Origin of the sequence: Rothia sp. BD8 (assembly GCF_044878465.1) — a bacterium.
In the GTDB taxonomy this organism is placed as follows: Bacteria; Actinomycetota; Actinomycetes; order Actinomycetales; family Micrococcaceae; genus Rothia; species Rothia kristinae.
On sequence record NZ_JANJES010000001.1, the window covers coordinates 155,328 to 173,406 of the forward strand.

At 73.0% G+C, this 18,079-nt stretch carries 14 protein-coding genes; 10 read left to right on the forward strand and 4 right to left on the reverse strand.

The window, feature by feature from the left end; translation table 11 throughout:
* Positions 1–20 precede the first annotated feature (20 nt).
* Complete coding sequence (locus NQ707_RS00710) at positions 21–1,418, reverse strand: glycosyltransferase (RefSeq protein WP_404434122.1); 1,398 nt, start codon at positions 1,416–1,418, stop codon at positions 21–23.
* Between the two features lie 136 nt (positions 1,419–1,554).
* Between NQ707_RS00710 and alr the strand changes: the two genes are divergently transcribed.
* Genes alr through tsaD form a run of 5 tightly spaced genes read left to right on the forward strand, consistent with a single transcriptional unit; the run spans position 1,555 to position 5,954 of the window.
* Positions 1,555–2,877 (forward strand): alanine racemase, encoded by a 1,323-nt coding sequence (alr, locus tag NQ707_RS00715; protein ID WP_055684540.1) that lies wholly within the window; start codon positions 1,555–1,557, stop codon positions 2,875–2,877.
* Positions 2,874–3,470, forward strand: a complete 597-nt coding sequence (gene tsaE, locus NQ707_RS00720; protein ID WP_081046245.1) for a tRNA (adenosine(37)-N6)-threonylcarbamoyltransferase complex ATPase subunit type 1 TsaE — start codon at positions 2,874–2,876, stop codon at positions 3,468–3,470. Before alr ends, tsaE begins: the two co-directional genes overlap by 4 nt.
* Positions 3,471–3,514: 44 nt before the next feature.
* Positions 3,515–4,267: a tRNA (adenosine(37)-N6)-threonylcarbamoyltransferase complex dimerization subunit type 1 TsaB gene (gene tsaB, locus NQ707_RS00725; RefSeq protein WP_055684539.1), complete on the forward strand. Its 753-nt coding sequence runs from the start codon at positions 3,515–3,517 to the stop codon at positions 4,265–4,267.
* On the forward strand, positions 4,264–4,863 hold the full coding sequence (gene rimI / locus NQ707_RS00730; RefSeq protein ID WP_081275374.1) for a ribosomal protein S18-alanine N-acetyltransferase: 600 nt from the start codon (positions 4,264–4,266) through the stop codon (positions 4,861–4,863). The genes tsaB and rimI overlap by 4 nt, the downstream gene beginning before the upstream one ends.
* Positions 4,860–5,954: a tRNA (adenosine(37)-N6)-threonylcarbamoyltransferase complex transferase subunit TsaD gene (tsaD, locus tag NQ707_RS00735; protein WP_055684538.1), complete on the forward strand. Its 1,095-nt coding sequence runs from the start codon at positions 4,860–4,862 to the stop codon at positions 5,952–5,954. The genes rimI and tsaD overlap by 4 nt, the downstream gene beginning before the upstream one ends.
* A gap of 51 nt (positions 5,955–6,005) precedes the next feature.
* On the opposite strand, the gene NQ707_RS00740 is transcribed toward tsaD, so the two are convergent.
* Together NQ707_RS00740 and NQ707_RS00745 are read right to left on the reverse strand one after the other, a co-directional pair.
* On the reverse strand, positions 6,006–7,151 hold the full coding sequence (locus NQ707_RS00740) for a glutamate--cysteine ligase (protein WP_232238473.1): 1,146 nt from the start codon (positions 7,149–7,151) through the stop codon (positions 6,006–6,008).
* Between the two features lie 79 nt (positions 7,152–7,230).
* A complete protein-coding gene (locus tag NQ707_RS00745; RefSeq protein ID WP_404434132.1) occupies positions 7,231–8,511 on the reverse strand; it encodes an SAM-dependent methyltransferase in 1,281 nt (426 codons plus the stop codon).
* A 226-nt stretch (positions 8,512–8,737) separates the two neighbouring features.
* Here NQ707_RS00745 and groES point away from each other — a divergent pair, with 226 nt between their 5' ends.
* The 5 genes from groES (at position 8,738) to NQ707_RS00770 (ending at position 15,979) form a co-directional block, all read left to right on the forward strand.
* A complete protein-coding gene (gene groES / locus NQ707_RS00750) occupies positions 8,738–9,034 on the forward strand; it encodes a co-chaperone GroES (RefSeq protein ID WP_055684536.1) in 297 nt (98 codons plus the stop codon).
* 62 nt (positions 9,035–9,096) lie between these two features.
* Complete coding sequence (gene groL / locus NQ707_RS00755) at positions 9,097–10,686, forward strand: chaperonin GroEL (protein WP_058730501.1); 1,590 nt, start codon at positions 9,097–9,099, stop codon at positions 10,684–10,686.
* A 294-nt stretch (positions 10,687–10,980) separates the two neighbouring features.
* Positions 10,981–13,122, forward strand: a complete 2,142-nt coding sequence (locus tag NQ707_RS00760; RefSeq protein ID WP_404434141.1) for an acyltransferase family protein — start codon at positions 10,981–10,983, stop codon at positions 13,120–13,122.
* Between the two features lie 123 nt (positions 13,123–13,245).
* Positions 13,246–14,763 carry an IMP dehydrogenase gene (gene guaB / locus NQ707_RS00765; protein WP_129357371.1) on the forward strand — a complete coding sequence of 506 codons (1,518 nt, stop codon included), beginning with the start codon at positions 13,246–13,248 and terminating at the stop codon, positions 14,761–14,763.
* An 85-nt stretch (positions 14,764–14,848) separates the two neighbouring features.
* Positions 14,849–15,979, forward strand: a complete 1,131-nt coding sequence (locus NQ707_RS00770) for a GuaB3 family IMP dehydrogenase-related protein (protein ID WP_404434147.1) — start codon at positions 14,849–14,851, stop codon at positions 15,977–15,979.
* 111 nt (positions 15,980–16,090) lie between these two features.
* On the opposite strand, the gene NQ707_RS00775 is transcribed toward NQ707_RS00770, so the two are convergent.
* A complete protein-coding gene (locus NQ707_RS00775; protein WP_404434149.1) occupies positions 16,091–18,070 on the reverse strand; it encodes a potassium transporter Kup in 1,980 nt (659 codons plus the stop codon).
* Positions 18,071–18,079 lie beyond the last annotated feature (9 nt).

Sequence of the window (18,079 nt, forward strand, 5' to 3'; positions counted from 1 at the left end):
CGAGGCACGAGGCCCGCGGGTCAGCGGGCGCCCACCACGGCGGCGTAGACCGCGGCGGTGCGTCGTGCGGCGTCGTCCCAGGTCAGGGTGCGGGCGTGGGCCAGGCCGCGGGCGCGCAGCCGGGCGCGCAGCGCCGGATCCTCGGCCAGCAGCGCCAGGGACCGGGCCCAGGCCCGCGGGGTGCGCTCGGGCACCAGCAGCCCGGCGCGCCCGTCCTCCAGGGCGGTGCGCAGCCCGCCGACGTCGGAGGCGGCCACCGGGGTGCCGCAGGCCTGGGCCTCCAGGGCCACCAGACCGAAGGTCTCGGAGGAGGAGGGGCAGGCCACGACGTCGGCCGCGCGCATCGCGGACGCGAGCTGGGGCGCGGGGCAGGCCGGGGTGAACCGGCAGCGCGCCAGGACGCCCTCGTCCCGGGCCAGCGCGCGCAGCCGCGTCAGGTACTGCGGGGAGGCGCTGCCGCGGATCTCCAGCCGCGCCCCCGGGACCCGGCGGATCAGCTCCGGCAGGGCTCGGATCAGGATCTCGGGGCCCTTCAGTGGCTGGGGACGCCCGGCGAACAGGATGCGGAACGGCGCGGGGTCCTCGCTCGTCTCCCGCGCGGATGGTGCGGCATCCTCCGGCGCGGACTCCGGAGAGGCGAGTGTCTGCGATCCGGGTTCCTGCGAGGCGGGCGCTGGGGAGGTGGGTCGCTCGGGGTCCGGGTGGAAGACCGCGGCGTCCACCCCCGGGGGCACCGTGTGCAGCCGCCGCGGATCCGCCCCGTACAGCTGCACGAGCTCCCGCGCTTCGGTGTCGGTGTTGGCGATCACGGCCTGGGTAGCGCGCAGCAGCTCCTCTTCGGCCGCGGCCCGCTCCTGCGGTTCCGGCGGCTCCCCGGCCCCGGCGTGGCGGTTCTTGATCCGGGCCGTGGTGTGCAGGGTCAGCACCAGCGGCAGCCGCTCCGCCGTGCGCCCCAGCTGCTCGCGCAGGCTCAGGGCGGCCTGCCCGGACAGCCAGTAGTGCGCGTGCAGCGCATCCGGGGCCGGCAGCCGCTGCGCCACCTCGGCGCAGGCGCGCCCGAAGGCCCCGGTCAGCCGGGCGAGATCCGCCTTGCCGGCCCCGGCGGCCGCGGGCAGGGCCAGGGTGTGCACCCGCAGTCCCGGCGCGGGGCTCGCGGTGCGCACGGACGGGGCGCTCGCGGCGTCGGGCGAGGTGTCCAGGGTGAAGACCTCCACGCGATGCCCGGCGCGGGCCAGGGCGGCGCACAGGTGCGCGATGTAGACGTTCATGCCCCCGGCGTCCCCGTCGCCGGGCTGGGCCAGGGGAGAGGTGTGCATGCTCAGCACGTGCAGGACCAGCCCCCGGGATCCCGGGGCGCGCTCGTCGGCGGCGACGGTGCGCTGGGCGGCGGGTGGTGGGGCATCCGGGGGCGCAGTCACAGCACCCGAGTCTAGGCCATGCCCGCGCGCCGCTGCGGTGCGCTCACCGACACCCCGGCGTCCGCTTGCCCGCCGTCCAGCGCACCGCCCGCCGGGTGCGGCGCGCGGGCGCGGGGACCGGTGGGACAATGGCCGCATGAGCAAGCCCGAACAGCGCCCCGACCCCTCCGCCGATCCCGATTCATCCAGCACGCTCCCCACGGCCGATTCCGCCCAGCTCCCCCCGGAGCGGGCCGCGCTGATCGACCTGGGCGCCGTCGAGCACAACGTCCGGGTGCTGCGTCGCCGCTGCGCCCCCGCCCGGCTGATCGCCGTCGTGAAGGCCGACGCCTACGGGCACGGTGCGGTGCCCGTGGCCCGGGCCGCCCTGCGCGCAGGTGCCGACATGCTGGGGGTGGCCCACGTGCGCGAGGCCCTCGAGCTGCGCGAGGCCGGGATCGACGCGCCCGTGCTGGCCTGGCTGCACACCCGCGCCACGGACTTCGCCGCGGCTGTGGCCCGCGACGTCGAGCTCGGGGTCTCCGGCTGGGATCTGGAGGCCGCCGCCGAGGCCGCCCGGCAGACCGGGAGCACCGCGCGCGTGCACCTGAAGATCGACACTGGCCTGGGCCGCAACGGCGCCACCGCCCGCGACTGGCCCGGCTTCGCCGCCCGGGCCAGGACCCTGGAGCAGGAGGGCCTCGTGCAGGTGGTGGGCATCTTCTCCCACCTGGCCGTGGCCGATGAGCCGACCCGCCCGGAGACCCGCGAGCAGCTGGCCCGCTTCGACGCCGCCGTCGCCCAGGCCCGGGAAGTGGGCCTGAACCCGCGGACCTGCCACCTGGCCAACACCCCCGGGGCCCTGGCCGACGGCGACGACGCCCAGCACCGGGAGATCCTGCGCGACGCCGTGCGCGTGGGCCTGGCTCTCTACGGCCTGTCCCCGTTCCCAGGCATCCCGTCGGAGGAGCTGGGGCTGCGCCCGGCGATGACCCTGCAGACCTTCGTGGACTCCGTCAAGGAGGTCCCGGCCGGGCAGGGCGTCTCCTACGGGCTGCGCTACCGAACCGAGACCCCCACCACCCTCGCCCTGATCCCGGTCGGCTACGCCGACGGCGTCCCCCGCGTGGCCGAACACGGCCCGGTGCGCATCCACCCGGCCGGGGCGCCCGCCCGGACCTTCCGGGTCGTGGGGCGGGTCGCGATGGACCAGATGGTCGTGGACCTTGGCGAGCCCGGGCTGAGCGACCCCGCCCTGGGCTACCTGCACGCCCCCGCCGTGCTGTTCGGCACCGGGGAGAACCCCGCGGTGGAGGAGTGGGCGCAGGCCGCCGGGACCATCAACTACGAGATCGTCACCCGCATCTCCCCGCGCGTGGACCGGGTCTACCTCACGCCCCGCTCCGAAGCCGAAGGTGAGACCGAGGCCGCCGACGGGGCGCGCGGGCAGGGCGAGGCCGCGGCGGGGGAGTCGGCATGAGCCGGCCCGCCGCCCCCGGTCCCGGGGAAGAGGAGACACTGCCCAAACCGCTGACCGAGGTGGCCCTGCCCGACCTCGCCGCGACCGGCCGTCTGGCCCGGGCGCTGGCCGCCGCGCTGCGCGCCGGGGACCTCCTGGTGCTCACCGGTGAGCTCGGCGCCGGGAAGACCACCTTCACCCGCGCCCTGGGGAAGGCCCTCGGGGTGCGCGGCTCCGTGATCTCCCCGACCTTCGTCCTGGCCCGCATCCACCCCAACGACCCCGACGGCCCCCGGCCCGGCGGACCGGACCTGGTGCACGTGGACGCCTACCGGCTGGGCTCGGTCGAGGAGGTGGACGACCTGGATCTGGAGGCCACCCAGGACCGGGCCGTGACCGTCGTGGAATGGGGGCGCGGGCTGGTGGAGCACCTGGCCGAGTCTCGCCTGGAGCTGACCCTGGAGCGGGCCACGGGGGAGGCCGCCCCGGTGGTGGAGGGCGACGAGGACGACGAGGACCCGCGTCGGGCCCGGCTGGCGGCGTTCGGGCCCCGCTGGACCGGGCAGGCCGGGCGGGACCTGGCCCGGCGCCTGGAGGCCGCCCTGCGCGGCTGACGCGCCCCGGGGGTGCGTCGGGAGGGGGAACTACACTTAGGCGGGTGCTCATCCTCAGCTGCGACACCTCCTCCATCGCCAGCGGCGCCCTGCTGCGCCTGCCGGACGACGCCGGCGCCCCCGAGGCCGCGGGCCCCGACCTCGTCGGCCGCGCCGAGGTGCTGGGCTCCTTCGCCACCGAGGACACCCGCTCCCACGCGGAGGCCACCGCGCCGGGGCTGCGTCGGCTCCTGGAGCAGGCCGGGGTGCCCGGCACGGCGCTGGGGCTCATCCTGGTCGGCATCGGCCCCGGCCCCTTCACCGGACTGCGCGCCGGGATCATGACCGCCCGGGCCCTGGGCTGGGCCTGGGGGGTGCCCGTGCGCGGGGTCATGAGCCTGGACGCCCTGGCCGAGGCGGCTCACCGGGACCTGCCCGTCCACGGCGCGCCCTTCCTGGCCGCCGCCGACGCCCGCCGCAGAGAGGTCTACGCCGCGGCCTACCGCACCGACCCCGCCCGGGGCTGGGCGCGCGAGGCCGGCCCCGCGGTCGGGAAGGCCGAGGGGATCCGGGACCTGCTGGGCCCTGCCCTGACCGGGCAGGACCGGCTGCCGCCCGTCGTCGGGCGCGGCGCCGGACTGTACCCCGAGCAGCTGCCCGCCCTGCCCGGGTGGGAGCAGGCGCACCCGCAGGCCGCGGACCTCGCCCGGGCCGGGGTGCGCCGGGGCCTGAACAGCCTGGATGCGGGCACCAGCCCCCTGTACCTGCGCGAATCCGACGCCGTCGTGCCCGCCGCCCGCAAGAAGGCCACCCGATGAGCCCCGCCCTGCCCTCAGACTGCCGCCACCGCCCGATGAGCGCGGCGGACATCCCCGCGGTCCACGCGCTGGAGACCCGCCTCTTCCCGCACGACGCCTGGCCGGTCGAGATGTTCCGCGCCGAGATCGCCCACCCGACCCGCGCCTACACCGCGGTCCTGGACGAGGCCGAACAGGTCATCGCCTACGCCGGGATGATGGCCGTCGCCGAGATCGCCGACGTGCAGACCGTGGCCGTGGCTCCCGAACACGAGGGCCGCGGCATCGGGCGCTGGCTGCTGCACCGGATGCACGAGCAGGCCCGCACCGCCGGGGCGCAGCGGATGATGCTCGAGGTCCGCCAGGACAACGCCCGGGCGCGCGCCCTGTACGAGGGGCTCGGCTACCGCGCCGTGCACATCCGGCCCCGCTACTACCGGGACGGGGCCGACGCCGTGATCATGCAGAAGGACCTGGCCCCGCAGCCCGGACGGGACGGGGCGGTGCTGACCGGGGCCGGCCCGACCGGTGCCGCCCTCACCGGGACGGCGTCGATCGGGGCCGTCGGCGCCGAGGCGCTGGCCGGGAACCCGCAGACCGAGGAGGAGCAGGAATGAACCGCGAGCCGATCGTGCTGGGCATCGAGTCCTCGTGCGATGAGACCGGGATCGGGATCGTGGCCGGGAACCGACTGCTGACCAACACCGTCTCCTCCTCGATGGCCGAGCACGTGCGCTTCGGCGGGGTGATCCCGGAGATCGCCTCCCGCGCGCACCTGGAGGCCATGATCCCCGCGCTGGACGCGGCCCTGACCGAGGCCGACGTCGAGCTGGGGCAGGTGGACGCGCTCGCAGTGACCGGCGGCCCGGGCCTGGCCGGGGCGCTCATGGTCGGGGTGGCCGCGGCCAAGGCGCTGGCCGCGGCCACCGGCAAGCCGCTGTATGCGATCAACCACCTCGTCGCGCACGTGGGGGTGGGCCTGCTGGAGGGGCAGTCCGGCGCGGTCACCGGCCCGGACGGGAGGCTGCCGGAGGATCTCGGGGCGCTGCTGGTCTCCGGGGGGCACACGGAGATCCTGCGAGTGCACGACATCGCCGGGGACGTCCGCCTGCTCGGGGCGACCCTGGATGACGCGGCCGGGGAGGCCTACGACAAGGTGGCCCGCATCCTCGGGCTGCCCTACCCCGGGGGTCCCGCGATCGATCGGGTCGCCCGCGAGGGGGACCCTCGGGCCTTCCGCTTCCCCCGGGGGCTCAGTGCGCCCAAGTACCTCGGCAGCGCCGAGGCGCCCGGGCCGCACCGCTACGACTTCTCGTTCTCCGGGCTGAAGACCGCCGTGGCGCGGGTGGTGGAGGGCTTCGAGGCGCGCGGGGAGCCGGTGCCGGTGGCCGACGTCGCCGCCTCCTTCCAGGAGGCCGTGGCCGACGTCATCACCGCCAAGGCCATGCTGGCCTGCGCGGAGCAGGGCATCGGCACGCTGCTGCTGGGCGGGGGCGTGGCCGCCAACTCGCGGCTGCGGGCCCTGGCCGAGCAGCGCTGCGGGCAGCACGGGGTGCGCCTGGTGGTGCCCCCGCTGAGCCTGTGCACGGACAACGGCGCGATGGTCGCGGCCCTGGGCTCGCGCCTGGTCGCGGCGGGCACGGCCCCCACGGGGCTGGGCTTCACCCCGGACCCGTCCCTGCCGGTCACCTCGATCTGCCTGCCCTGATTCTCCTTTCGTGAGCCGCCTGCCCTGAGACCCGGCCCGGGCCGCCGCCGGTCAGTACCCGGTGCGGGTCAGGCGGGTCAGGTCCCGCACGACGGCGCGCAGGTCGCCGTCGTGCCGGGCGGCCACCCGCCGCTGCCGCTCGGCCCCGGTGCCGCGCTCCAGGATCCGCTCGATCTCCGCCAGCTCCTCGGCGCAGCCCAGGTCATCGGCCAGCGGGGCCAGTCGATCCAGCATCCGCGGGATCTCCTCGCGCAGCGGCGCCTCCCGGTTGCTCGGATCCAGGATCACCTCGGCATCCAGCCCGTAGCGGGCCGCCCGCCACTTGTTCTCCTCCGCGTTCCAGCGGCGCAGCACTGGGATGGTGCCGCCGGCCTCCACGGTGCGGGAGGCCTCCTCCGCCAGGCACTGGGTCAGGGCCGCCATGGCCCCGATCTCCTGCAGGGTCGAGGCGCCGTCGCAGATGCGCATCTCCACGGTGCCGTAGCGCGGCACCGGGCGCACGTCCCAGCGGTTCTCCGAGTCCTCCTCGATGACGCCGGTGTCCATCAGATCCCGGGTGTACTGCTCGAACTCCTCCCACCGCTGGAACAGGTACGGCATCCCGGAGGTCGGGATCTGCTGGAAGATCATGGCCCGCTGCGAGGCGTAGCCGGTGTCGTGGCCCTGCCAGAACGGGGAGTTCGCGGACAGCGCCAGCAGGTGCCCGTAGTGGTTGACCAGGTGGTTCACGGTGGGCAGGGCCTTGTCCCGGGAATCCACGCCCACGTGCACGTGCACCCCGTAGATCATCATCTGGTAGCCCCAGTACTGCGTGCGCTCCAGGACCTTGCGGTAGCGCTCCTTGTCCGAGATGACCTGCTCCTCCCACCGGGCCAGGGGGTGGGTCCCGGCGGAGAAGATCTCCACGCCCAGGGGGTCGGTGTGGCGGCGGATCTTCTCGACCATCCCGGCCAGCTGCTCGACGGCCTCGCCGACCCGCTCATTCACGCCGGTGACCATCTCGATGGTGTTGGCCAGGAACTCCCGGGTCAGGTGCGGGGTCAGCCCCTCCGGGTGGATGAGGTCCCGGTGAGGTGCGGTGAGCACCTCGAACAGCTCGGGCGCGGCCCCGATCATCGCGCCGCTGGCGCGGTCCACCAGGGCGACCTCCCATTCGATGCCGAGGGTGGACTGGGTGGAGCTGGCGAATTCGAGCATGAGGGCCTCCAGACGTGATCGCTTCATCCTATCCGCGCCGGTCACCGGCCGATGGCGGCATCCCAGCAGGTGAGCGGGCTCAGACGGGTTCGACGACGAAGCAGGCCCGCTGCTCCCCGCCGGGCTCGTCCCAGCGGGTCGCGAGCAGCGTCGCGTGCCTCCCGCCTGACCCCGGCCCCCGGGACGCACCGGCCAGCAGGCGCCTGCGCAGCCGCTCCGGCACGACGTCGACCCCCCGCTTCTTCACGGTCAGGGACGTGACGCCGTGCTCGCGCACCCAGCGGCGCAGGGTCTTCTCGTGCAGGGGCAGGCGCACCGCGATCCGCCAGCACCGGGCCCAGTCCAGCTCTCGGGCGTCATCGGAGGTCACATAGGCGATGCGCTCATCCAGCAGGTGCCCGTCGACGGCCTCGGCCAGGGCTCGCACCTGCCCGGAGCGGATCACGGCGCCGTCGGGTTCGTACAGGTACGCCCCGGGCGGGCCGACGGGGGCCGCGGGCTCCTGCTCGGCGGCCACGGGGGAGTCCAGCACGTGCAGAGCCCGCGGGACCAGCGGGTCCGGTCCCAGCACGGTGGCGCGCCGGCGCACCCCGGGGGTGGCCAGGGCGTTGAACCACAGGACGACCTCCACCACGTCCCCGCCGTGGCTGACCCATTCGGCGGTGGCCTCCGGGGGGATCGCGGCCCGGTCCATGCCCGGGCCCATCTTGACCCCCATCGGCACGCCGGTCGCGGCCAGGCGGCGGATGACGGAGAACGGCGGGGAGAAGGCCTCGGGGTCGAAGATCCGCTGCCGGGTGCGCCCGCGGCCGGATTCCCGGCGGGCCGGATCCAGCCACAGGGCCGTCATCGCGCCGCCGTCCGGGCACCTCAGCTGCCCCGGCTCCAGCTGCTCGACGTCGCCGACCAGCACCCGGGCGTCGGGGAAGGACCGGAGGTTCGCGGCCGCGCAGGCAGCCGTGTGCGGGTCGATCTCCACGGCCAGCACGCAGAGCCCGGCCCGGGCGAAGGCCAGGGTGTCCGCGCCCAGCCCGCAGCCCAGGTCCGCCACCGAGCCCAGTCCGGCCGCGCGCAACCGGGCGGCGTGGTGCTCGGCCACGGCCCGGCGGGTGGCCTGCTCCAGCCCCGGCCGGGTCAGCAGCAGGTGCTCGGCCTCGGGTCCGAACTTGGCCGCGGCCTCGCCGCGCAGCTTGGCCTGGGTCAGCACGGCGGCGGCCCGGTCCGCGTCCAGTCCGGCCGCGCGCAGCCGGGTGGAGGCGGCCAGGGCGTCCTGCTCGCGGTAGTCCAGGCCGGCCAGCAGCGTCAGCTCCTGCTCGTCGAAGGGTGCTGGCGGGGCGGGGGAGAGGTCGGGGAGGCTCACGCGCTCCACCCTAACCGGGCCCCGGACGGCGGCGTCGGTTCCGCCCTCGGCGGAGGCTGGCACTCGCCTTGACCCTCTGCTAACGCCCGGAATAGAGTCGGCTTTAGCACTCTGGCACTCAGGGTGCTAACTGGGCCTGGCGCTCAATCGGCACCGCGACGACGGTTGGCTCGCCTCACCCACAGGCTCATGCCGCGTACCGACAACCCAAGGAAGAAGGTCCACCATGTCCGTCTCCATCAAGCCCCTGGAAGACCGCATCGTCGTCCAGCCCGTCGAGGCCGAGCAGACCACCGCCTCCGGGCTGGTCATCCCGGACACCGCCAAGGAGAAGCCCCAGGAGGGCAAGGTCGTGGCCGTGGGCCCCGGCCGCGTGGACGACAAGGGCAACCGCGTGCCCGTGGACGTCGCCGAGGGCGATGTCGTCATCTACTCCAAGTACGGCGGGACCGAGGTCAAGTACTCCGGCCAGGAGTACCTCGTGCTCTCCGCGCGGGACGTGCTGGCCGTCGTCGAGAAGTAGTCTCGCGCGCACCGCGCACGAGACCCGCATCCACCCTTCACGACAAGGAGTCATGACGTTCCATGGCAAAGCAGCTGCGATTCGATGACGCCGCCCGCAAGGCCCTCATGGCCGGTGTGGACAAGCTCGCCGACACCGTCAAGGTGACCCTCGGCCCCCGCGGGCGCAACGTGGTGCTGGACAAGCAGTGGGGAGCGCCGATCATCACCAACGACGGCGTGACCATCGCCCGCGAGGTCGAGCTGGACGACCCCTACGAGAACCTCGGTGCCCAGCTGGCCAAGGAGGTCGCCACCAAGACCAACGACGTCGCCGGCGACGGCACCACCACCGCGACGGTGCTCGCCCAGGCGCTGGTCACCGAGGGGCTGCGCAACGTGGCCGCCGGTGCCGCGCCCAACGAGATCCGCCGCGGCATCGAGGCGGCCGTGCAGGCCGTCTCCGAGCGCCTGCGGGCCAACGCCCGCGAGGTCGAGGGTCAGGAGGTCGCGCACGTCGCGGCCATCTCCGCCCAGTCCGAGCAGATCGGCCAGCTGCTGGCCGAGGCCTTCGAGAAGGTCGGCAAGGACGGTGTGATCACTATCGAGGACGGCTCCTCCACGGAGATCGAGCTGTCCGTGACCGAGGGCATGCAGTTCGACAAGGGCTACCTGTCCCCGTCCTTCGTGACCGACGCCGAGCGGCAAGAGGCCGTGCTGGAGGACTCCCTGGTGCTGATCCACCAGGGCAAGATCTCCTCCGTGCAGGACCTCATGCCGGTCCTGGAGAAGGTCGTGCAGGCCAAGAAGCCGCTGACCATCATCGCCGAGGACGTCGAGGGCGAGGCTCTGTCCACCCTGGTGGTGAACAAGCTGCGCGGCAACCTCGACGTCGTCGCCCTGAAGGCCCCCGGCTTCGGGGACCGCCGCAAGGCGATCATGCAGGACCTGGCGATCCTCACCGGCGGCGAGGTCATCACCTCCGAGCTGGGCATCACCCTGGACTCGGTCACCCTGGACCAGCTGGGCACCGCCCGGCGGGTCACCGTGACCAAGGACGAGACCACCGTCGTGGACGGCGGCGGCTCCGAGCAGGCCCTGGCCGAGCGCGTGGCCCAGCTGCGCGCCGAGGTCGAGCGCGTGGACTCCGAGTGGGACCGCGAGAAGCTCAAGGAGCGCCTGGCGAAGCTGGCCGGCGGCGTGTCCGTCATCAAGGTCGGCGCCGCGACGGAGGTCGAGGCCAAGGAGCGCAAGCACCGCATCGAGGACGCTGTCTCCTCCACCCGCGCCGCGCTGGAGGAGGGCATCGTCGCCGGCGGCGGCTCCGCCCTGGTCCACGCCGCGAAGGCCCTGGATGAGGACCTCGGCCTGAGCACCGAGGACGCCCGCACCGCGGTGGACATCGTGCGCCGCTCCCTGAACCAGCCGCTGCGCTGGATCGCGGAGAACGCCGGGGCCGACGGATTCGTCGTCGCCGCCCGGGTCGCGGAGCAGGAGGTCGGCCACGGCTACAACGCCGCGACCGGGCAGTACGAGGATCTGGTGGCGGCCGGGGTCATCGACCCCGTCAAGGTCACCCGCTCCGCCCTGGAGAACGCCGCCTCCATCGCCTCCCTGGTGCTGACCACCGAGACCCTGGTGGTGGATCAGCCCGAGGAGGAGGACGAGGACTAGCCTCTTCCCTCCGGGTCCCGTGATGCACGGGCCCGTCTCCGCGCGATCCCCGTCGCCCGATGCCCCGTCCAACCGGGGCCTCCGGCGGCGGGGATCGCGCGTTCCGTCCGCCGCATCAGCCCGGAGGCGAGGGCCGCGGAGCCGGTGCGCTCAGGTCGGAACCCCGTGGGGAGGGGGACGGGGCTGCCGAGCCGGAAGCCCCGATTCGGCTAGGATGTGAGGGTTTGCCCCCGCTCGGAGCGGGGACGCTCACTTCCGCAGTCGCCGCCTCGTCGAGGATCCCCCTTTCTCCGCATGACCCCGCCATCATCGATCCCCTCAGCCCCCGCCGCGGCCCCGGGCACGCAGCCGCCGTCCACCGTCCGCGACGCCGTGGGGCTGGGCACGGGTCGGGCCCCTGCCCCCGCCCCGGCATTCCGGCCGGAGATCCAGGGGCTGCGCTCGCTGGCCGTGCTGCTGGTCGCCGCGTACCACATCTGGTTCGGTCGGGTCTCCGGCGGGGTGGATGTGTTCCTGTTCATCTCCGCGTTCCTGATGACGCTGTCCTTCACCCGCCGGATCGAACGCGGGGAGCGGATCGGGTGGCGGCGGTTGAGCACGTACTGGGTGCACGTGTTCAAACGGATCCTGCCCCTGGCGGTGCTCACGGTGCTGCTGGTGCTGGTCGGCACGCGGGCGCTGCTGGGTCCGGAGCGCTGGCTGCCGATCCTGCGGGAGTCCGTCTCGGTGCTGACGTACTGGGAGAACTGGTACTCGATCGCCCACGCGGTGGATTACTACGCCGCGGACTCCGGTGCGGCCTCCCCGCTGCGCCACTTCTGGTCGCTGTCCGTGCAGGGGCAGATCTTCCTGACCTGGCCCCTGCTGTTCGCGCTCGGGGCCCTCATCATCCGGGGCCTGCGCCTACCGGCCCGTGCCGTGCTGGGGACGCTGTTCGGTCTGGTCTTCGCGGCGTCGCTGGCTTTCTCGGTGATCCTCACCAGTGCGGATCAGCAGTCCGCGTACTTCAACACCTTCGCTCGGCTGTGGGAGTTCGCCCTGGGCTCCCTGCTGGCGATCCTGCTGCCGCTGCTGCGCGCCCCGGCCCGGGTGCGGGCCGGGCTGGGGTGGATCGGGGTCGCGGCGATCCTCCTGTGCGGAGCGGTCCTGGACGTGCAGGGAGCGTTCCCCGGATGGATCGCCCTGTGGCCGACGCTGGCGGCCAGCCTCGTGATCTTCGCGGGGCAGACCGGCACCCGCTGGGGTGCGGACCGTCTGCTGTCCTGGGGTCCTCTGGTGCGTCTGGGCGGATACTCCTACGCCCTGTACCTGCTGCACTGGCCGCTGCTGGTCTTCTATCTCTCCCACGTCGGCCAGGAGAAGGCCGGGTTCGTCTCCGGGGTCGGCCTGCTGGCCCTGTCGCTGGCCGGCGCCGTCGCTCTGACCCGCTGGGTGGATGCGCCGCTGCGCTCCTGGCGGTGGGCCGAGGCCGGGCGCTGGCGCTCCCTGGCGGTCATCGGCCTGTGCCTGTGCCTGGGGCTGGGCGCGGCGATGGGATGGCAGGGACAGATCCGCCACCGCCAGGCGGTCTTGGATGCTCATGCGGAGCGGGATTACCCCGGGGCCAGGATCCTGGAGTCCGGGTACGTGTACCAAGGAGATCCTGATCCGGAACTGACCCCCACCGAGGTGGTGCGGGTCGGTGACTGGGCTCAGAGCCACTTGGGCAGCACCTGCGATCGAGTCATGCATCCGGCACCCGCCGGCCTGCCCGGCGAGCAGTGCTACTACTCGGTGCGCCAGGATCAGCCTGACCGCACCGTCGTGGCGGTCGGCAACTCCCACACGGAGCAGTGGATGACCGCGATGATGGATCGGGCGCGGCGCAGCAACGAAGATCTGATCTTCATCCGCCACCCGGGGTGCTACTTCACCACCGCCCAGGACAACGGCTCCGAGCAGTGCCAGCAGTGGGTGCCTCGAGCGGAGGAGCTGATCAACCGATTGCACCCGGACGACCTGGTGATCCAGTCCACCTTCGCCACCCATGACGGCGCCGCAGAGGTCATCCGGCCCGGAACGGAGGAGCAGGTTCGCCGATGGTCGGGCCAGGGCATCCGAGTTATCGGCATCAGGGACAACGCCCGCTTCCCTCAGTCGCACATGGACTGCGAGAAGCAGAAGGGGCTGGATGCCTGCACCTTCGAACACGTCACGGCCGGCACCGGCGATCCCACGCTGGTCTGGCAGCGGTCCATTCCCGGATACGCCTCCGTGGACATGGACGACATCATCTGCCCAGAAGGCCGCTGCCCGCCCGAGGTCGGCAACGTGTACACCTACATCGACGACAACCACATCACGGCCACCTACGTGCGCACCGCCCAGGCGTTCTTCGACGAACGCTTCGAGACGGCTCGGCGGACCGCGGACGCGGCCCAGCGCATCGACGGCTGAGGACCTCCGGCCCGGCGTCTAGGATGGGGGGAGGAATACCCGCGTGTCCCGCGGAAGCCGCCTCGGTGTCCGTCGAGCGGCCCGCCCGGACGCGGCCCGCGCCCAGCGAAAGGCTCACCACCCGTGACTCAGCCCACCGCACTGTCCGAGGACCCGTTCGGCCTGACCGGCCTGACCTACGACGACGTCCTGCTGCTGCCCGGCAACACCAGCGTGATCCCCTCGGAGGCGGACACCCGCACCCGCCTGTCCCGGCGTATCACCCTGAAAACCCCCATCATCTCCGCGGCCATGGACACCGTCACGGACTCCCGCATGGCCATCGCCATGGCCCGCCTCGGCGGGATGGGCGTGATCCACCGCAACCTGTCCATCCAGGACCAGGCCGAGCACGTGGATCGGGTCAAGCGCAGCGAATCCGGGATGATCACCAAGCCCGTGACCGTCGGCCCCGAGGCCACCCTCGAGGAGCTGGACCAGCTGTGCGGGCACTACAAGGTCTCCGGGTTGCCCGTCGTGGACGAGGACGGCACGCTGGTCGGGATCATCACCAACCGGGACACCCGCTACCTGCCGGAATCCGAGTTCCCCGTGCGCACCGTGCGCGAGGTGATGACCCCGATGCCCCTGGTCACCGGGCACGAGGGGATGAGCAAGGACGAGGCCTTCGCCCTGCTGTCCTCCCACAAGATCGAGAAGCTGCCGCTGGTGGACGACGCCGGGAAGCTCACGGGGCTGATCACCGTCAAGGACTTCACCAAGACCGAGCAGTACCCCCACGCCACCAAGGACGAGGAGGACCGCCTGCGCGTGGGCGCGGCCGTCGGCTTCTTCGGCGACGGCTACGACCGGGCCATGGCCCTGATCGAGGCCGGGGTGGACGCGCTGTTCATCGACACCGCCAACGGCCATTCCCAGGGCGTGCTGGACATGATCGCGCGGCTGAAGAAGGACTCGGCCGCGGACCACGTGGACATCATCGGCGGGCAGGCCGCCACCCGCGAGGGCGCCCAGGCCATCGTCGACGCCGGGGCCGACGCCGTGAAGGTCGGGGTGGGGCCGGGCTCGATCTGCACCACCCGCATCATCGCCGGCGTCGGCGTCCCCCAGATCACCGCGATCAACGAATCCGCCAAGGCCACCATCCCCGCAGGCGTCCCGCTGATCGCCGACGGCGGGCTGCAGCACTCCGGGGAGATCGGTAAGGCCCTGGTGGCCGGGGCGGACTCCGTGATGCTCGGGTCCATGCTCGCCGGGTGCGACGAGTCCCCCGGGGACCTGATCTTCGTCAACGGCAAGCAGTTCAAGGCCTACCGCGGCATGGGGTCGCTGGGGGCCATGCAGACCCGCGGCAAGAACGTCTCCTACTCCAAGGACCGCTACTTCCAGGCGGACGTGAAGGGCGAGGACAAGCTGATCCCGGAGGGCATCGAGGGCCAGGTGGCCTACCGCGGGCCGCTGGCCGCGGTGCTGCACCAGCTGGAGGGGGGCTTGCGCCAGACCATGTTCTACGTCGGCTCCCACGACATCGACGAGCTCAAGCACAAGGGCCGCTTCGTGCGCATCACCCCGGCGGGGCTGAAGGAATCCCACCCGCACGACATCATGATGACCGTCGAGGCCCCCAACTACCGCCGCTGAGGCCCGCTCCGACCCGGCCCGCTCACGCCCCTTCCCGGGTGGTGTGCCGCGCCCGGCGTCGGAGCCCGAAAGGACGAGAACACCCGTGAACGACATCGAGATCGGGCGCTGGAAGCGCGCCCGCCGCACCTACTCCCTGGACGACGTCGCCCTGGTCCCCTCCCGGCGCACCCGCGATCCCCGGGACGTGAGCACGGACTGGCAGATCGATGCCTTCTCCTTCCCGACCCCGATCCTCGGGGCGCCCATGGACTCCGTGATGTCCCCGGAGACGGCCATCGCCCTGGGGCGCCTGGGCGGGCTCGGGGTGCTGAACCTGGAGGGGCTGTGGACCCGCTACGAGGACCCGGAGCCGTACCTGGAGGAGATCTCCCTGCTACCCCGGGACGACATGCCGCGGGTGACCTCCCGGATGCAGAAGATCTACGCCGAGCCGATCAAGCCGGAGTTGATCACCGCCCGCCTGGCCCAGATCCGCGAGGCCGGGGTCGTGGTGGCGGGGGCCCTGACCCCGCAGCGCACCCAGGAGCACTACGAGACCGTGGTGAAGGCCGGGGTGGACCTGTTCGTGATCCGTGGGACCACCGTCTCCGCGGAGCACGTGTCCCAGAATCAGGAGCCCCTGGACCTCAAGCGCTTCATCTACGAGCTGGACGTCCCGGTGATCGTGGGCGGGGCCGCCGGCTACGCCCCGGCCCTGCACCTGATGCGCACCGGTGCGGCCGGGGTCCTGGTGGGCTTCGGCGGGGGAGCGGCCAGCACCACCCGCCGCGCCCTGGGCATCCACGCCGCGATGGCTTCGGCCATCTCCGACGCCGCCCAGGCGCGCTCGGACTACCTGGATGAGTCCGGCGGCCGGTACGTGCACGTGATCGCCGACGGCGGGATGGGCCTGTCCGGGGACATGGTCAAGGCCATGGCCATGGGGGCTGACGCCGTGATGATCGGCGCGCCCCTGGCCCGGGCCGCGGAGGCCCCCGGGTGCGGGTACCACTGGGGTCCGGAGGCCCACCACCCGGAGTTCCCGCGCGGGACCCGCACCCCGATGGAGCAGGTCGGCTCCCTGCAGGAGGTCCTCTACGGGCCCAGCCACCACGTGGACGGCACCTCGAACCTCATGGGCGCGGTGCGCCGGGCGATGGCCACCACCGGGTACTCGGATCTGAAGGAGTTCCAGCGCTCCGACGTCGTGCTGACCCACCGCCAGCGCTACTGAGCGACCCCGCTGCGACGGCCCCGCATCCCGACCGCCCGAGGGCGGGACGGGTGCGGGGCCGTCGACGTCGGCGCGCCGGAGCTGGGACGCCGGCGCCGGACCGGGCGGCGCCTACAGCTCGGCCTGCGCGCCCATGACCGTGGTGGAGTCCGGGGGCAGGTGGAAGACCTGGGTCTTGTTGGCGGAGAACTTCTCCAGCAGCCGGAACACGGCCTTCTGCCAGCGCGGCATGCAGCGGTCCTGGCCCCGCTCGATGCGGAACACGGAGAGCATGTAGGTGGCCTCCCGCGGGTCGAACTCCAGTTCCGGGGCGCGGCCCACGGCCAGGCGCAGGGCGTCCGGGAGGTCCTGGGAGTCGTTGAACCCGACCCGGCACAGCACGTGCACGATGCCGTCCCCGGGATCGCCCAGCTCCGTGACCACCAGCCGGTCCTCGTGGCGCACGTGCGGGACCCCGATGTTCTTCATCGTCATGATCACCACGTGCTCGTGCAGCACGTGGTTGAACTGCACGTTGGAGTGCAGGGCCAGCGGCGCCGTGCTGGGATCCCCGTGGGGATACACGGCCACTCCGGGCACCCGGGGCACGCGGTGCTCCTTGACATAGGCGACGAACTGCTCGATCGGCCCCTCCATCTCGGCGCGCCGGCCGAACATGATCTGCGAGCCGCGCCGCCAGGTGAGCATCAGGGTCGCGGCGATCGAGGCGATCAGCAGCGGCAGCCACCCGCCGGAGAGGACCTTGAGCACGTTGGCCCCGAACAGCAGCAGCTCCAGCCCGCCGATCACCGCGCCCAGCGCGATCAGCCGCGGCCAGGACCAGCCCCACACGGCCTGGGCCAGCAGCAGGAACAGCGAGAACTCCAGCAGCAGGGTGCCGGTCACGGACAGCCCGTAGGCGGCGGCCAGCGAGGAGGAGGAGCGGAAGATCAGCACCAGGGCCAGGACCCCGAGGAACAGCAGGAAGTTCACGGTGGGCATGTAGATCTGCCCGCCCTGCTCCCGGGAGGTCTGCACGACCTTCAGCCGCGGCAGCAGCGAGAGGCGCGTGGCCTGCCGGGACACGGAGAAGGCCCCGGAGATCACCGCCTGGGAGGCGATGACGGTCGCGCAGGTGGCCAGGACCACCAGCGGCAGCTGCGCCCAGGAAGGCGCCAGCAGGTAGAAGGGGTTGGCGATGGCCGCCGGGTCGGAGAGGATCAGCGCCCCCTGCCCGAGGTAGTTGATCGCCAGGCCCGGCAGCACCAGGCACAGCCAGCCCAGCAGGATCGGCCGGCGCCCGAAGTGGCCCATGTCCGCGTACAGCGCCTCCACGCCGGTCACCGCCAGGACCACCGCGCCCAGCGCCACGAAGGCGACGATCGGGCGGTCCGCGGCGAAGGACAGCGCGTAGGTGGGGGACAGCGCCCGCAGGATCGCGGGGTTCTGCACGAGGTGGGGCAGGCCGAGCAGGATCAGCACCGCGAACCACGCGACCATGACCGGCCCGAAGGCCTTCCCGATGGTCCCGGTGCCCCAGCGCTGGACGAGGAACAGCACGGTGAGGATCACCAGCGCGATCGGCACCACGGCCTCCTCCAGCCCCGGGTCCGCGACGCTGAGGCCCTCCACGGCCGAGAGCACGGACACCGCGGGGGTGATCAGCGAATCGCCGTAGAACAGGGCGGCGCCGATGATCGCCAGCACCAGCGCGGCGCCGGCGCGTCGGGAGCGCAGGCCGAGCTTGCGCCGGATCAGGGCCGCCAGGGACAGGATGCCCCCTTCGCCCTGGTTGTCGGCCTTCATGATGAAGGTGATGTAGGCCAGGGTGACGATGAGGAACAGGCACCACAGCAGCATCGAGACGACGCCGAGTACGTCCTCCTCGGTGGGGGCGATGAACCGGTCGTGCAGGGTGAACACCGTCTGCACGGCGTAGAGCGGGGAGGTGCCGATGTCCCCGAAGACGACGCCGAGGGCGGCGATGACCAGCGGCAGCACCGGTCCGGGGTGACCGTGGGGCAGCTCCAGGGAGACGGTGTCGAAGGGTGCGGAGGAGGAGTCGGCGGGAGCCGACGGATGCAGTGGTGCAGGGCCCGCGGGTGCGTTCACGAAGCGTCA

Bases quoted from the DNA above. Each gene is read 5' to 3' on its own strand.
- alr (WP_055684540.1), top strand. From the start codon at position 1,555: ATGAGCAAGCCCGAACAGCGCCCCGACCCCTCCGCCGATCCCGATTCA.
- groES (WP_055684536.1), top strand. From the start codon at position 8,738: ATGTCCGTCTCCATCAAGCCCCTGGAAGACCGCATCGTCGTCCAGCCC.
- rimI (WP_081275374.1), top strand. From the start codon at position 4,264: ATGAGCCCCGCCCTGCCCTCAGACTGCCGCCACCGCCCGATGAGCGCG.
- tsaE (WP_081046245.1), top strand. From the start codon at position 2,874: ATGAGCCGGCCCGCCGCCCCCGGTCCCGGGGAAGAGGAGACACTGCCC.
- NQ707_RS00740 (WP_232238473.1), bottom strand. From the start codon at position 7,151: ATGCTCGAATTCGCCAGCTCCACCCAGTCCACCCTCGGCATCGAATGG.
- NQ707_RS00760 (WP_404434141.1), top strand. From the start codon at position 10,981: ATGACCCCGCCATCATCGATCCCCTCAGCCCCCGCCGCGGCCCCGGGC.
- tsaD (WP_055684538.1), top strand. From the start codon at position 4,860: ATGAACCGCGAGCCGATCGTGCTGGGCATCGAGTCCTCGTGCGATGAG.
- groL (WP_058730501.1), top strand. From the start codon at position 9,097: ATGGCAAAGCAGCTGCGATTCGATGACGCCGCCCGCAAGGCCCTCATG.